Genomic DNA, 15,099 nt, shown 5'->3' on the forward strand with positions numbered 1-15,099 from the left:
CTTCGGTTGAGCCAGTAGGAGCCAGAGTGTACACGGTACGCAGGCACAATTGGAAAAAACCTCATACTCTTTCTGCCCGCACGTCACATCACTTTTGGGAAGCATGTCATGCACAGTATTGTTCGCCACGTTTCGCACGCCACATCACTGGCAGTAGTTCTACTCATCACAACTTCTGCACTCTGCGCACAACCATTACAATGGACGAGCGCGGGTGTCCCGGAACTCGGCGCTCCCTCAGCATTGGCGGTCGATGAAGCGGGTTCCGTTATTGCGGCTGCACCGTTCGGTGGCGGTGTGTTATTCAAAAGCGGCAGTGCCGCATGGTCGGTACACAACGAGGGATTGACGGATCTGTACGTCAATGGACTGGTGGAAAGCAAGGGTACATGGTACGCGTCCACCAGTACTTCCGGTGTATTCCGTTCCATCGGCACCGCCGGTCCTTGGACACGCGTTGCTGAGGGACTTCCGGCCGGCCGCATCAACTCCATCGGTGCGACTAAGGCAGGGACCATCGTTGCACTGACGCAGGATTCCGGACTCTTTGCCCTTCCCACGGGCTCGACGACGTGGAGAAAACAGGGTACGGGATTCCCAAGCCGTGTGAATGCCCGCTTCGCAACGTCCGGTTCGCGGCTGTGGGCGGGCACTTCGAGCGGAGTATTCATGAGCACGAACGAGGGCAATTCGTGGGAGAACCGCAGCACGGGTCTTGGAACAGCACAAACTGATTACGGAATCACAGTCACCGCATCCGGGGCGCTTATTGTGGGCTCGTGGGCAAGCGGAGCGTATCGCAGCACCGATGACGGCGCAACGTGGGTGCTGATCGACAGTGCGGGCAACGGCCCGAAGAACATCCGCGCCGTTGCAGCCAATGGTAGCGGCGATGCTCTCGTTGCGTCCACACAGGGACTGTTCGTCTCGAGCGATAATGGAGCACAATTCACCCGTCTCAGTACTAGCGCGCTTTGGGGAGTGTATCTGCACATCGAGGCGCTCAGCGGGCGGAACTTCATGGGATGGAGCGATGTCGACGGACTGTGGCAGGGCGGTGTTGCAGGGTCATGGACACGAAATGCGGATGGATTTATCGGGGCACGCATCTACGCGCTGCGCAAAGATCCATCGTCCGACCGGATATGGATCGGCTCGAATTACGGATGGCTGTTTTCAATGTCCTTGCATAGCTCGTGGGAGCGGTTCTCAGACCTGCAAATGATTACCTCGAACACCATAGACGACATTTTGGTGGCGACGTCGGGCACGGTACTCCTTGCAGGATCCGGGGGTGTCTACCGCGGTCGTCCTCCATACACAGCATGGTCCCGCGTCATGCGCGGCTCGGCGTCGGCGTTGCTGCTTGCGAGTGATGGAAAGGTGTACTGCGGTACCGACAAGGCGCTGCGTATGTCTCCCGACACGGGCCTCACATGGACGACCATCGATACACTTTTGTCGGGCGGTTACGGACTGTGTTTCGCCGAGTTGCGAAATGGTGATGTACTCGCCGGTATCAGCGCTTCGCCTTACGGGCGCGGAGTGCGCCGCCGCGATCGGACAACCGGCCTATGGTCGCAGTTCGGTTCAGGACTCGACACCACAACAGTGTCAGCCCTGTGTGTCCTCGATGGTGTAGCATGTGCAGGTACATGGGGGCGTGGGGTTTTTATCTACGACACCGTTCAGAACGCCTGGCGCTCACTTGGAACAGGAATACCGAATCTGTTCATCAACGATCTTGTTGCAGGCAACAGCGGCGAACTCTACGCCGCTACTTGGGGAGGCGGAGTGGGCCGCATCCTGCCGCGTGCGGCAAATCCTGTGTGGGATCCGGTAAATACAGGTCTCCCGAATCTCGCGATAACCGCAATGACACTTGGCATGGCGCAGGGGAAATATTGGCTCTACGCGGGTACACAGGGCAACAGCGTGTTCGCAGCTGAAGTACCCCGGCCGGCATCCACCGGTCAAGCGCTCGTCCCAGCAATAATGCGTATAGGAGCTCCGCTCCCGCATCCGGCCCGAGGCACAACACTGCTGTCCTTCACTGGGCGGACGGGCTCACCCGCGCGACTCACAATCTGGGATCAGCTCGGCCGCTTGGTCATGGTTTTGTACGAGGGTGTAATGACCGCGGATATCCACACTGTACGCTGGAACACATCACAGCTCGACCGTGGATCATATGTAATACGACTTGAGCAGAATGGAACAGTGGTGGACAGATCCTGCATCGTGGAATAACACAAGGGATCGCCTTGTGTGCACCGACGATCTCGACACTCCATTCCAAGAATGACATCACATGACGCCCGGCGCCGATGCGAAGCCCCTGCTTCGTATCGGCGCCGCCGTTATTGCCCGCACCTCCGCGACTGCTTGACCGGGGCAGGGCATATCCCTACCTTCCACGCATAAACCACTCTGTTTTTGTGTAATTTGTTTTTTACACAGGAGTTTCCGCATGCCCACCACCCTTCTCCCCGCCTTCCGCTGCTGCATCCGCATTGCCGTCCTGGCTGTGGCGACATACACGTCTCTGCATGCACAGTGGCACGTGTGGGAGCCCGCGGGAGGGCCTGATGTAGGCCTGCCCGGTCTGCTGTGCACACACCCATCGGATGGATCGAGTGCGGCTGCACCGATCAGCGGCGGCGTCTTTTTCCGGGAAGGAACCGGTGATTGGAAGCTTCAGGTCACGGGGCTTACGGATCTGAATGTCACAGCTCTCACGCCGGCGGGTTCGGGAGTGTGGTATGCGGGCACACAGGACTCGGGAGTATTCCGTTACTCCGCGGCAACGAAGGAATGGACAAAGGCAGGGGATGAACTGTCGGAAGGACGCGTGAACGCGCTGTTCGCCACACGGGCCGGCACCGTGCTCGCGCTCGTGCGGCAAAGCTGGATGCAGGCACTCGCGGCGGGCGACACCCGCTGGAAAACCACGGGCGCGGGCTTCCCGCCCGATCCATATCCCATGGAGTTCCGCGCGCAGTTCATGCAGGACATAACGGGACGCCTGTGGGCGGCCACATCGATGGGTGTGTACACGAGCAGCAACGACGGGATGCAGTGGACGCCGCGCAACGACGGCCTGGCGCATACAAACGCACCGTGCGGCATCGCGCGCGCCACGGGCGGCCTGCTGTTTGTGGGTCTGACTTTCGGCGGCGCCCACGTCAGCACCAATAACGGCGCGAGCTGGTCGCGCATCGACACGACCGACGGCCCGAAACACATCCGCGCCATCGCAGCCGACGACAGCGGCACAGTGTTGATAACATCGGACGAAGCTGTCTTTTACTCCGACGACGGCGGTGTCGTCTTCCGCCGTCTGCATACCGGCGTGCGCGGCGAGACCTTCAGGGCGCTGGCGGTGGCGGGACGAGGCGACTTCGTCGGCTTCAGCGACCTCGAGGGGATATGGACAGGCGGCACGGCGGGTCCGTGGACACGTGCCAACGACGGACTCCATGGCGCGCGCATCAGTGCGTTGTCGATGCGCGGAGACGGAACACTGCTGGCCGGATCAAACAACGGCTGGGTGTTCAGCTCCGTCAACAACGGTCGATCGTGGTCGCGTCTCGAAGCAGTCTCCAACGTCACATCCGCATACATCCACGACCTGCTTGTCACACACACGGGCACGCTGCTCGTTGCCACGGCATACGGCATTCTGCGCGGCACGAATTCCTGGACGTCGTTCTCATTTGTGCAGGACGTACTCGCACCATCGGGGTTCTTCCAAGCGACGGACGGAAGAATCTTTTCCGGCATCTCCGGATACATGCTCGTCTCCACCGACGACGGCGTGACCTGGACCACCACCGACACGCTGCTGTCGACGGAATATCCGGCTGCATTTGTGCAGAGAGCGGACGGTGCCATACTCGCCGGCATCGACGGGGAGATCCACGGGAACAGCGTGCGTATCCTCGAAGCCGGAGCGGCAACCTGGCGCAATTTCGGCACTGGTCTGGATACGACCGACGTGACCGCGCTCTGTTTCACTGGCGCATCGATGTTCGCAGGGACCCGTAGGCATGGTGTGTTTGAATACAACGCGTCGGGGGACATCTGGCTGCCCGTGAACGACGGATTGAACACCCTGCAAATCACCCATCTCATCGCGGGATACAACAACGACGTCTACGCCGCGGTATGGGGTGACGGCGTGTATCACCACACGCCGGGCTCAGGATGGACCGCACGGAATGACGGGCTCGTGAATCGGCGTGTCATCGAGCTTGCGCTCGGCCTGCCGGACAATCCGCGCCTGTTCGTCGGTACACAGGGAAGCAGCGTCTATACCAGCAGCATTCCGGGTCCCGCGGCAACGGACCACCTCCCTTCTCCGGCCTCACTGCACATCGATCTCCCCGCGCCACATCCAATGTCAGGCGACGCGCTGCTGCGCTTCACCGCGTCCGCGGGGAAACACACATCGCTCACAGTCTGGAACGCTCTGGGCCGCCGCATCGCCGTGCTGCACGAAGGAATAATGCATACGGATGAGCGGACGATCCGATGGGATACATCACAGCTTGCTGCAGGTCCCTACCTTGTCCGGCTCGAACAGGACGGACGGCTGACAGAGTGTGTATCGTCGCCGCTACACCGTGATCCATTCAGCGCGACGTCGGTCGGTCGAGGAAGAATGTGCACACCCCCGCGGAATCGCCGTTGAATTCGTGCCGGGACAGTGATATACTGCCAGCGATATTCCTCGCGACAATACGCCCCGCACTTCGAGAGACATCGATGAATCGCATCCGAAAATCCGTTATCGGCATCTGCGCCGCCGTATGTGCCGTCGCCGCGCCGATCCTTCACGCGCAGAACCACTTCGGCGTGGTGACGTACGACGCCGTTGTCGACAGCACGATCAACGGCAGCACGTCGGCCTCAGTGTCGCTCGACTCGCTGCAGAAATGGGTGAAGCAGCTTTCGGGGGTGTTGCCCGTAACCATCAACGGATCGTCTGTCACGATTCCGCATCGCTACGCGGCGAACGGATCGACACAGTTCCGCAACGCCGCACAGCACATCTACAACGTGTTCCACCGCTACGGCCTCAATCCCGTGCTCGAGAACAACGTGGCGCCCTACTCGAAAATCAACGTGGTGGGCACGTTGCCGGGAAAACGGGCGGAGTACGTGATGATCTGCGGGCATTTCGATTCGGCGAATCAGAACTGTCCGGGCGCGGACGACAACGGCAGCGGCACGGCCGCCGTCATGGAACTGGCGCGCGTCCTTCGATCCTTCAATTTCGAGTATACGATCAAGTTTGTGGCGTTCGGCGGCGAGGAGCAGGGCCTGCTCGGCGCGCGCGAATACACCACGGCACATGCGGGCGACTCGATGCGCGCGGTGATCAATTGCGACATGATCATGTGGGACAACAACAGCAACCGTGTGATGCAGATCCACACGACCCCGAATGCGGGCGGCGCATACTCGGCCGACCTCGCCGACTATATCACCTTCGTCGACACGACATACCTGACCGGGGTGATTCCGAGCGTGGTGAATCCCGGCATCGGCGCGAGCGATCACTCGCGCTTCTGGTCAATAAACCGTTCCGCTGTGCTGTTCATCGAGGAATACGGGCCGGACTTCAACGCGTATTACCACACGGCGAACGATTCATGGGCCAATCTTTCGGCGGCGAAACATCAGAATTTCTTCCGTGAGGCCGCACGCCTCGCGACCGCCTCGATCATGCACCTGGCGCGTCTCAACGCGCCCGTGCCTGTGACGCTGGCGGCGTTCCGCGCCGAGCCCGACGGCCGTGATGTGCGCTTGTCATGGAAGACGGAAAACGAGAGTAACAACGCGGGCTTCCATGTGGAACGGGCCCGGATCGCCGACGGCGTCTTTCTCCCGATCGGCTTTGTGACGGGCGCCGGAAGCAGTACCACTGCACAAACGTACACGTTCACCGATCCTGCCCCCATCCCTGATGTGTACCTCTACCGCCTGCGACAGGTGGACACCGACGGGAGCACAAGCACCTCGCACACGGTTTGTGCCGCCGTGGGTTCCGGGCGTGCGATGCCATACCTCGCCGCGTATCCGAATCCGGCCAGTGACCTGCTGACAATCACCGCGGCAACACCCGACGAGCAGCCCATGACTCTCACCCTCTACGACGCACTCGGACGCACCGCCGCAGCCGTGCCGCCGCGCAGGCTCGATGGCGGCCTTGCGACCGAACGTTTGAACGTCTCAACGCTCCCCGCGGGAATGTATCTGCTCACTCTGGAAACGGCATCGGGCCGCAGCGTGCATCGGATCAGCGTCCGGCACTGAGCACCTGTCTCACACGAAAAAAGGGGATCCAGCCGGATCCCCTTTTTTGCGAATACCTGCGACCCGGACTATTTCAACACATGCAGCACGCGTGTGCGAGTATCGGCGCCGGATGTGAGCCGGACGAAGTACGTTCCCGGTACCAGTGTCGACGCGTCGAACGACGTTTCGTGACGACCCGCCGCGCGATAATCGGATACGATGGTCCGGATTTCCGTGCCGAGCAGCGAATACACGGCCAGCTTCACGCTGCGCGCCTCGGGAAGATCGAAGGCAAAGACAACGCGCGGGTGGCTGTGCGAAACGGGATTCGGGAAGGCCGCCGACAGCGCAAGTCCGTCGGGGGATGAAAGCGGCTTCGTCGATGTCACAAAAAACGCATCGCCGACAAAGGGCAGCGTGTCGCGCGCGGGAGTGCCGTTATGCGCCACGACGGCGTATCCCGTGAGGGGTCCGACATCCTTCGGAGTCCATGCAAATGACAGGGTGTTCGTGCCACCGGCCTGTATGGTAATGGGCAAAGTCCCGGCATTCACGGTCACTTCAGGCGATCCGTACAATGTAACCGACTGCAAGGTCATGATGCCGAGACCCGCGTTTGTGAGCGTGATGTCCTTCGTGGCCGTTGTTCCTGTGCCCACAAGTCCGAAGTTGACTTCTGTCGAAGAGAAGGCGCTCTTCGGCCGTTTGCGGATGGTGAAGGTACCGGAGAGGCCGGTATATGTCCCATTGGCCGCATCGGTGACGCGGAATTTGCCTGTGGTTGTTTCGGTCTCGGGCACCTGCCATGTGTAGCGTTTGTTGGATGCGGGCGTGCTCAGCGACAGTTCGGTCCATGTGGCCCCGTTGTCGAGCGACACTTCCACCACAACGTCGTTGCTGCAGAAGGCGCGCCACTGTGTGTCGTAACTGCTGCCTGCCGTGAGGACCTCGCCCTGCTTCGGCGCGATGACGGTGACGCCCGGCTGCACAACGACCGGCATGCAGTACGAGGAGTACACTTTCGGCACCGCCGAACAGGGGCTGCTGATTTCGCAGCGGTACGATTTGGGATCGGTGATGTTGTCGATGACAAATTCGGGCTTGTTCACGTCGTAGATTTTTCCGCCCGGCAGTTCCCACCATTTGTACGTGAGATCGGTGCCTTTCACTTCGATGCGGATCACCGCGCGGCCGCCCACACACACCGTGTCTGCCCACGGCTGCCGCGTGATGATGGGGAGGGTAAGAACACGGAGCAGCGCCGGACGCGATTCGACCGATCCGCAGTCGCCGTACACCACGCAGGTGAAGAGACTGCTGTCGTCGGACGCGCGCATGTTCTGCAGCGTTATTCCCGGCTGTGTTTCACCGGGGATGTCCTGACCGTTTTTCCGCCACTGGTAGCGCAGCGTGCCGCTGCCCGCCGCGGTGACGTCGAACGACACACCTTCACCCTCGCACACGTTGCGCCAGGTCACCTGGTTCACAATCGTTGGTCCGCGTTTGATCTCGACACTTGCCGTCATCTGATCCACCAGCGTCTCGTTCTTCACGTCTTTCACGCGGATGCGGAATCCCGTTCCGGTGACAAAGCCGCCGGGGATGTACCACACCCAGCGGCGCACGGTGCGCGGTACTGCGGCGGCGAGCACGGTGTCGTACGTGGCACCGTCGTTGCGCGACAGCTCGATATTGAAGTCGTTGGTGCCCGTGGCGTCCCAGGTCACCACCAGCGAATCGCCCGTGCAGAGGGCGTTGCCGCCAGCGGGGCCCGTCAGTTTCAACATGCGGATGGATGCGGTGGCCTCCATACACGGGGCGGCCTCGGCCCAGCCGCGCACGGCCGATCCCACGCGATCGCGATAGATGTTGTGTTTGTTCGCGCCGCCATAACGCATGTGGCAGTAGCTCATCAGCTCGCCGCCGCCCAGAAGCAGGTGAATCTCGCCCGCCGTGAAACACGGGGCGCGGTTGCCGATCGGCTCGGCGGTGTAACACGAGTCGACCGGCGGATTCCACGTACAGGAGTGCGTGTGAGGCGATCCGAAGTTGTGTCCGATCTCATGCGCAAGCACGCCCACGTGGCCGCTGATAAAATTGTCCATGGCCGAGAACTTCACGAAGGCCGTACCGCGTTCGGTGCTGCAGAGCACATGCAGCCATGCGAGACCCTGCGACACGCCGCCGGCCGAGATGGGTTTGCGCGAGATCATGACGGCAAGCGTGCGCGCCACCGTGTCCATCTTGTCGCGCCAGTAGGTGGTGAAAACATTCAGGAGTTCGCGGTCCGATGTTCCGGGGAAAGGATCCTTCACCGTCCAGACACGCAGGAAGGGGATGCGCAGCACGATGTCGAGATCGCGCTCGTAGATGGCGGAGCTTTCGCCCATGCGCGCCACGATATAATTTTCGGTGTTCGCGACACCCTTGTAGTGCTGAAAGGATTCGTAGTCGGCGTCGATCGCGATCTGCGCGAGCAGCGTATCGCGGCCGGCCACCGCCCTTTTGGGCGCGGGGGGCAGTGCCGATCCGAGCTGTTCGAATTCGTCGTTGTCGTTCACGCCGCACCCGTAGGTCGAGGATTCATCACTCGTCTCGGCGACGGTCACACGCGCGGGCGCGCCCGGCGCGAGGGACTGATTGAGGGCGGTGAACACGGTGTGGCTCTTGCCTCCGGTGATGATGGTGCCGCTCATGCCGTTGGGCTCGATGGCGAGGTACACCCACGATCCCAGCTCGCCCGCGACACGGCCGCGGTACAGCGTGATATCGGGGATGGGACGGCGGATCGGACCGTCGGGACCCATTGCATACACCACACTCTTCTCGTCGAAGATGGAGAAGGACTCGAGCGCAAGCTCGGCGGTGGCGCCGCCCGGCAAGGGGAAGTCCGTCAATCGCAGCGCGCGGGCCTGACGCACCGCGGCCAGCGACGAGGCGCGCGCCTCGAGCACCACGATGTCGGTGCCCGCTGGCGCCTGGGTTCCGTGACTGGAGGTCGACACTATTGGAAACAGATCACGCGCCGAAAACACGGCGCCCGCGTTTTGTGCGGACAGGTGCTGGTACGGGAGCAGAGCGAACAGCGCCGTGGCGACAAGTGCCGCGGCGAAGAGTCCTCGCCCGTCAATACGAATCGAGAAGCCAGGCATCAAACACACCTCAAGGATGAATGGGGGGAGCGGATCGTGAAAGCAGCCGCGGGCGCGGCATCACACAAATATACGGAAGAGGGCGCTGGTGCGCATGGCGCGTCAGCGGAGCAACAAAGCGCGCGCCGGGGCGCCGTCGGCACCCGCGATACGCAGCGGCGCGAGCACCAGCGTGTACTCGCCCGGCTCGGCCAGGCGGAGATCAAGATTTTCTGCAATCAATACCCCCGCACCAAGCAGCACGCCGTGCACGGGATACGCGGGGTCGGCGTACGACTCGACCGACAGATAGTCGATGCCTACGGCGTTGACACCCGCCTCGGCCAGCAGGCGCGCGGCATCGAGCGTCAAGGCACAGAAATCATCCACAAAAATGCGCTCGCCGAGAAGCACCGAATTGCGCGTGCGGAAAAGAACGGAGAGTCCGGGACGCGGGGCGGCCGCGCGCGCGTGATCGGCGGTGATTGCGCGGGCATCGCCGGTGTCGACCACGACGGCGTCCGACACCCATCGCGCGGGATCGATGGCATCGAGGGTGGCGCCGCGCTCGAGGAAATGGAATGGTGCGTCGATGTGTGTGCCGAGATGCGCGCTCATTGACACCGCCGAGAGATTGTAACTGTCGCCGCCGCGTATCGACGCGACGATCTCACGGCGGAAGGGCGGATCACCGGGATACACAAGCGTGCGGGCATCGAGCGGCACCGAGATATCGAGCACGGTGCGGGGAATCTGTGTCATATTCATCGCTCCTTCAGCCACTCGCGCACACGTTCCTCGATATTGGTCATATGCTCGGGCTTCATGCCGTCGTACACGGCGCGCACTACGCCGGCGGCATCCACGAGATACCCCTGCGGAATTCCATCGACACCGAACTCCTCCAGTATCGCGCCCTGCTTGAAACCGTGGCGCACAGGAATGTTCAACGCCAACGCCGCCTTCTTCGCCGCAAGCAATTCAAAATCCACATTGATGCCGATCACATCGAAATCCGGCGACGCGATTCTGTCGCGCAGCGATGCGGCCTCGCCGAGCGCCTTCATCGATTGGGAGGATGTGTTCGCCCAGAATACGATAAGCAGCATCCTGCCCTTCTCGTCGCGGAACGACTTCTTCACCGACGCGGTATCGAGGTACGCGATTTCGGGCACGTCGGTTCCGACCAGTGCGGCGCGTACACGTCGCCGCTCCTCCTGCATTCGCCGCATTTCCTCGTTCTGCCTGTTGCGATCGTAGATCAGCAGCACGTCGGGCCATTGGTTCGTGACGGGCACTTTCTCCTTGTACATCTGTGCCGTTTCAATGTCGCGAAGCGTGTAGAAGTAGGTCCGCGCCGCGAGATTGTTGAAGTCCGATGAATCGGCGTACTGCGCCTCGAGTTTGCCGAGCCGTTCGACAATTTTTTTCCTGACGCGTTCATCACCCTTTTCCCGCTCGAAGAGGAGCGAGAAAAAGAGCGGATAGGCCTTGAAGTTTTCCGGATACGCGATGATCTCGTCTTCCGCCTCGCGCAGGCGCCGGTCGAGCGATCCGCGCGTGAGGCCGAGGCACGAGGTCATGAAGAAACGCGCGTTGCGCACGGGCTTGCCGTCGTCACCGTACACGTATGCGCAGTAGGTCCGCTCGTTGTTGTCGTCGCGGATGTTCCCGTCGGTCACGAAGTACGAGAGCAACGCGGCCTTTGCCGGGATGTCGATGCGAGCCGTCCACGCCGCGCCGTCGCGGGTCATGGCGACGCGACGCACCTGCGAGGTGTCGGGCCGCAGCACGTTTTCATAGAGAGCGAGCCGTGTGCCGTAGCGCGTGCCCCAGTAGTTGAAGACGTAGACGAGGTCGAGCCGTTCGGCGGATGCGAACGGATGTCCGGTCGCGGGCCGGTACTGCACGTCGAGCGGCCGGCCCGCCACGGGAGTCAATTGCGCGTGAAGCGGATTCGAAAAAACAACCGCGAGGAACAGTGTGACACGGGATGCCGCGCCGATGCGGCGGAGGAACGCGGAGTACATCAGGACATCGTCCCCGGCGTCTGTGGCGGAACCTGCACGATACGTGTCTTGAAGATGTTGCCGCCGATGAGTCCGCCCAGTGCGCCGAACGCGGCAAACACGAGGAGCGAAAACACGAAGATCATGGCGAAGAAAAATGCGGGCGAGGATCCGAGCGATTCCATGAGCTGGCGCACCTGCTCGGCGGTAGCGGGATCCTGACCCGAGACTTCCATGCTGCGTATGGCTTCTTCCATCTGCGATTCATAGGTCATCGCAAAGTCCGAGGTAAACAGTCCCATCTGCAGTGTCTGCAGAATGGCCGTGACCGGCGCGGCCACGAGGCCGGCGAGCAGTCCGACGATGGTTCCGTTGCCGACGGTGTAAGGCATGTCGGGCGGATAGTTCTTTTTGTGCATCCACACTCCGACCACCGCTCCACCCATCAGGCCGGCGCAGCAGAGGCAGTTCACGAGGTTGAACACCGGGATAACCACCGTGGCGGTCATGACCCCCGCTCCCACGAGTATGGGGACCATTTTCGAAGGGGCTGGTTGGACGAAGCCGTCGTTCATGTGTGAGACTCCTTAGGATGAAAGTGTGAAACGCGTCCGGCGTTCGTCTTCGAGTTCCGCCGTACCTATCGCAACAAACAGCGCGAGTCCGATTCCCGCCAGGGCTCCGGTGGCCGTGCGCGAGACGGGCGAATTTGCTAGCAGACCCGCAACATCGAGAAAATAATCGAGCAGCACCGGAAGAAGAAAGACGGCGAGTGTGTATTTCCGCATCCGCAGTCGGCGGATCAGGCGTCCGGCCGCTATGGGGAGCACAAGCAGCACCGTGGTGAATGCGGCATAGATGCCCGAGCAGCGATGGCAGACCGAAACCGGCCGGCCGCACACCCGCCACGAACGATCCGTGTCCTGATGACACATGGGTGCGTACACGAGCCGCGCAACAGCGGAGGCGCCGGGATGGGCTCCCGTGCAGGCGAGCAGCGGAGCTGCGAGTGTGCCCGCGGTCCAGAGTGCCGCGCCGATGGCGACGAGTGTGTACGCCATGCCGCGCAGCGTCGAGCGCGATTCAACGCCGCTTCTTCGCTTCCAGAAACGCATTCCAGCTCTGTGTTTTATACAATCCTCCGGCGATGTACTCGAGCACATCGAGGAATTTGTCCGCGGCGACATATCCCGGCACCGCGGTGATCAGTGTGCCGTCGGAGGCAAGGAACAGCGTGGTCGGGTAGCTGCTCACGCCGAAGTCGGTCGCGATCTGTCGTTCGGTCATGTTTCGACCGTCCAGTTCGTGAGCGGTCGCGGCTTCGGCATCGAGCTTGACAATCTCGTAGCGTTCCGCCAGGTATTTCCGCACACGTGCATCGGCGTAGACGTCGCGGTCCATTTTTTTACACCAGCCGCACCAACCGGTGTACACGTCCACCAGCACCACGCGCCCGTTCTCCTTCGCATCGGCAACCGCGCGCGCGTAGGGCTTCCAGCCCGGTTCGTCCCCGACGGCCCGTATGGGAGCCGCGGTAGCGAGAAGAAAGCCGAGGGCGGCCAGCGCGACAGTGAGGCGTCCGGTCCTGGGTGTCATCGGTCCCCTGTCTTACTGACGCAGGTCGGGATAATCCGCAAAGGCCTCGTGCGTGCGCACGATAGGAAATTCCTTCGCGATGTGCTGACGCAGATCGGGGAAATGTTCCAGCGCGAACTGCAGCGCTTCGATGCCTTTGCGCCTGCTTCGTAGCAGGAAGGCGAGGCGCGCGTACAGGATGTGCGCGTCGGCCCAGTCGGGTTCGAGCTCGCGGGCGCGGCCTGCCGCGGAGAGCGCTTCGTGCAGCATGCCGTATTCGTAGAGTGTCTCGCTGTAATCGAGCCAGGCCTCGGAGTTCTCGGGTTCGAGATCGAGGACGCGCCGGTAGCTGCTCAGCGACTGTTCGATCAGGCCAAGACTGTATTCCACATCGGCGCGCGCATGCCATATCTCGCCCAGGTCGGGCGCAAGCGCGATAGCCGCCGCGTAGTCCTCGAGGGCACTGTCGAGCTTGTCCATCGCATCGTACACGCACCCGCGGCCGTAGAGCGACTCGTAATGGTCGGGCTCGAGGTTCAAGGCCTCGCTGAAGGCGCTTATCGCGTCGTCGTACCGCTCCATTTCCTCGTAGGCGTTGCCGAGATTGTGCCAGGCCATCTCGTCGTCGGGCTCCATTTCGAGCGTGCGCCGGTAGCAGAACACGGCTTCCTCGAGCCATTTCAGATTCGCGCAACTGTTGCCGCGATTATACCAGACCGACGCAAAATCCTCCTGCAACACCAGCGCCGTGTCGTACGACTCCACCGCCCTCCGGTACCACCCCAGACGGTTCAGGACTATGCCCCGGTTGTACCAGGCATTGGCGTTGAAGGGCATGAGCGCGAGGTAACGGTCGTAGCTCACGAGGGCGTCCCGCAACTGATCGCTGCAGTCGTAGCAGTACCCGAGCTCGTACCAGGAATCGCGATGATCCGGATTCCTCCGCAGAACATCCTTGAACACGGCGATCGCCGCCTCGTACTGCCCCTTCCGCTCGTGTACCACACCCTGGCTGAAAAGGGCCTCGTCATTGTCGGGCTCGAGCACCAGCACACGTTCGAAACAGGCCATGGCCTCGTCGGACCGGCCCAGATTGTCGAGCGTGATACCCTTGCTCAGCAGCAGTTCCACATCGTAGGGATTGAGCGATTCGGCCTGTTCGAAGGCCTCGAGGGCCTGCTGATAGCGGCCGAGATTGTTCAAGGCCATGCCCTTCCGTTCCCAGACGTCGGCGCTGAACGGCGAAAATTCCGCCAGGACCTCGAGGAAGGTGAGCGCATGCTCGAAATTCCCGTGGTCATAATGGTAGTTCGCGAGTTCTTCGATTGTCTCGAGACTCAGGTCACCGCTTCGTGCCGCCGCGAGCAGGTCCTCCATTTCCATGTCGGAATACGACCTGTCGCCCTTGGTGGAATCGAGCGGCTCATCATCAAAATCTTCAAAGTCCAAAAAGCTCATGCAATACCGGAGTGTGCGGGGGTGACCTACAAACAAAACATATCGGATTACGACCCCAAAAGCAAGCGAATTCACCGCACCTGCCGTTGCCGCAGTGTCAAATATATGACACCCCGTATGTGATGTTTTTTCCTGATGTAAAATCCGCGTGAACAGCGCTGGAAACGAGGGATATGTCCGAACGGATTGCTTCTGACTCAGAATGAAAGTAGTTTAGGACGATGGATGAGAAATCACTTGATAACGGGGGAAATGATCCCTGTCTTGTGGTGAGCACGGCCTCGTCCCGCGAGGAAGCATCCCTGCTGGCGCGGACGCTTGTCGAGGAAGAGCTTGCGGCATGCTGCACCATCATACCGGGCGCACTTTCCGTTTTTCGTTGGGAGGGTGACGTACAGGAAGCGGTGGAGCAGGTGTTGCTGATAAAGACAACGCTATCGGTATTTCCCGCGCTCGAGCAGCGCATCCGCGCCCTGCACAGCTATCACGTCCCCGAGATCCTCGCCCTGAGTATCGAAAGGATTTCAGACCCCTATCTCCAGTGGCTCGCGTCGTGCGTGTCGCATCCGGAGGCGCGCGGCGCCTCGAAACCGGTACAGTCAACGCAGGATCAGAATTGAGCG

At 61.4% G+C, this 15,099-nt stretch carries 11 protein-coding genes; 4 read left to right on the plus strand and 7 right to left on the minus strand.

Annotated features, from left to right (window positions below):
- Positions 1-108 precede the first annotated feature (108 nt).
- The 3 genes from HY962_17665 to HY962_17675 all read left to right on the plus strand — a co-directional run bounded on the left by HY962_17665 (position 109) and on the right by HY962_17675 (position 6,321).
- Positions 109-2,250: a hypothetical protein gene (locus HY962_17665; GenBank protein MBI5648760.1), complete on the plus strand. Its 2,142-nt coding sequence runs from the start codon at positions 109-111 to the stop codon at positions 2,248-2,250.
- A 220-nt stretch (positions 2,251-2,470) separates the two neighbouring features.
- On the plus strand, positions 2,471-4,693 hold the full coding sequence (locus tag HY962_17670) for a hypothetical protein (protein ID MBI5648761.1): 2,223 nt from the start codon (positions 2,471-2,473) through the stop codon (positions 4,691-4,693).
- A gap of 74 nt (positions 4,694-4,767) precedes the next feature.
- Entirely contained in the window at positions 4,768-6,321 is a 1,554-nt protein-coding gene (locus HY962_17675; GenBank protein ID MBI5648762.1) for a M20/M25/M40 family metallo-hydrolase, read from the plus strand.
- 68 nt (positions 6,322-6,389) lie between these two features.
- Here HY962_17675 and HY962_17680 read toward each other — a convergent pair whose 3' ends face one another.
- From HY962_17680 to HY962_17710, 7 genes are all read right to left on the minus strand, one after another.
- Positions 6,390-9,455, minus strand: a complete 3,066-nt coding sequence (locus tag HY962_17680) for a T9SS type A sorting domain-containing protein (protein ID MBI5648763.1) — start codon at positions 9,453-9,455, stop codon at positions 6,390-6,392.
- Between the two features lie 102 nt (positions 9,456-9,557).
- Positions 9,558-10,196 carry a cyclase family protein gene (locus HY962_17685; GenBank protein ID MBI5648764.1) on the minus strand — a complete coding sequence of 213 codons (639 nt, stop codon included), beginning with the start codon at positions 10,194-10,196 and terminating at the stop codon, positions 9,558-9,560.
- A gap of 2 nt (positions 10,197-10,198) precedes the next feature.
- Positions 10,199-11,464, minus strand: coding sequence for a redoxin domain-containing protein (locus tag HY962_17690; protein MBI5648765.1), 1,266 nt, complete (start codon positions 11,462-11,464; stop codon positions 10,199-10,201).
- Positions 11,464-12,018: a DUF4199 domain-containing protein gene (locus HY962_17695; GenBank protein MBI5648766.1), complete on the minus strand. Its 555-nt coding sequence runs from the start codon at positions 12,016-12,018 to the stop codon at positions 11,464-11,466. The genes HY962_17690 and HY962_17695 overlap by 1 nt, the downstream gene beginning before the upstream one ends.
- A 12-nt stretch (positions 12,019-12,030) precedes the next feature.
- Entirely contained in the window at positions 12,031-12,558 is a 528-nt protein-coding gene (locus HY962_17700) for a DUF2085 domain-containing protein (GenBank protein ID MBI5648767.1), read from the minus strand.
- Positions 12,527-13,039, minus strand: coding sequence for a thioredoxin fold domain-containing protein (locus HY962_17705; protein ID MBI5648768.1), 513 nt, complete (start codon positions 13,037-13,039; stop codon positions 12,527-12,529). The genes HY962_17700 and HY962_17705 overlap by 32 nt, the downstream gene beginning before the upstream one ends.
- Positions 13,040-13,051: 12 nt before the next feature.
- Positions 13,052-14,476, minus strand: a complete 1,425-nt coding sequence (locus HY962_17710) for a tetratricopeptide repeat protein (GenBank protein MBI5648769.1) — start codon at positions 14,474-14,476, stop codon at positions 13,052-13,054.
- A 221-nt stretch (positions 14,477-14,697) separates the two neighbouring features.
- Between HY962_17710 and HY962_17715 the strand changes: the two genes are divergently transcribed.
- Positions 14,698-15,096, plus strand: a complete 399-nt coding sequence (locus tag HY962_17715; GenBank protein ID MBI5648770.1) for a divalent-cation tolerance protein CutA — start codon at positions 14,698-14,700, stop codon at positions 15,094-15,096.
- Positions 15,097-15,099 lie beyond the last annotated feature (3 nt).

It is taken from the genome of Ignavibacteriota bacterium (assembly GCA_016218045.1).
Taxonomy (GTDB): domain Bacteria; phylum Bacteroidota; class Ignavibacteria; order SZUA-365; family SZUA-365; genus JACRFB01.

Bases quoted from the DNA above. Each gene is read 5' to 3' on its own strand.
- HY962_17700 (MBI5648767.1), bottom strand. From the start codon at position 12,558: ATGCGTTTCTGGAAGCGAAGAAGCGGCGTTGAATCGCGCTCGACGCTG.
- HY962_17665 (MBI5648760.1), top strand. From the start codon at position 109: ATGCACAGTATTGTTCGCCACGTTTCGCACGCCACATCACTGGCAGTA.
- HY962_17710 (MBI5648769.1), bottom strand. From the start codon at position 14,476: ATGAGCTTTTTGGACTTTGAAGATTTTGATGATGAGCCGCTCGATTCC.
- HY962_17675 (MBI5648762.1), top strand. From the start codon at position 4,768: ATGAATCGCATCCGAAAATCCGTTATCGGCATCTGCGCCGCCGTATGT.
- HY962_17670 (MBI5648761.1), top strand. From the start codon at position 2,471: ATGCCCACCACCCTTCTCCCCGCCTTCCGCTGCTGCATCCGCATTGCC.
- HY962_17685 (MBI5648764.1), bottom strand. From the start codon at position 10,196: ATGACACAGATTCCCCGCACCGTGCTCGATATCTCGGTGCCGCTCGAT.
- HY962_17695 (MBI5648766.1), bottom strand. From the start codon at position 12,018: ATGAACGACGGCTTCGTCCAACCAGCCCCTTCGAAAATGGTCCCCATA.
- HY962_17705 (MBI5648768.1), bottom strand. From the start codon at position 13,039: ATGACACCCAGGACCGGACGCCTCACTGTCGCGCTGGCCGCCCTCGGC.
- HY962_17680 (MBI5648763.1), bottom strand. From the start codon at position 9,455: ATGCCTGGCTTCTCGATTCGTATTGACGGGCGAGGACTCTTCGCCGCG.
- HY962_17715 (MBI5648770.1), top strand. From the start codon at position 14,698: ATGGATGAGAAATCACTTGATAACGGGGGAAATGATCCCTGTCTTGTG.
- HY962_17690 (MBI5648765.1), bottom strand. From the start codon at position 11,464: ATGTACTCCGCGTTCCTCCGCCGCATCGGCGCGGCATCCCGTGTCACA.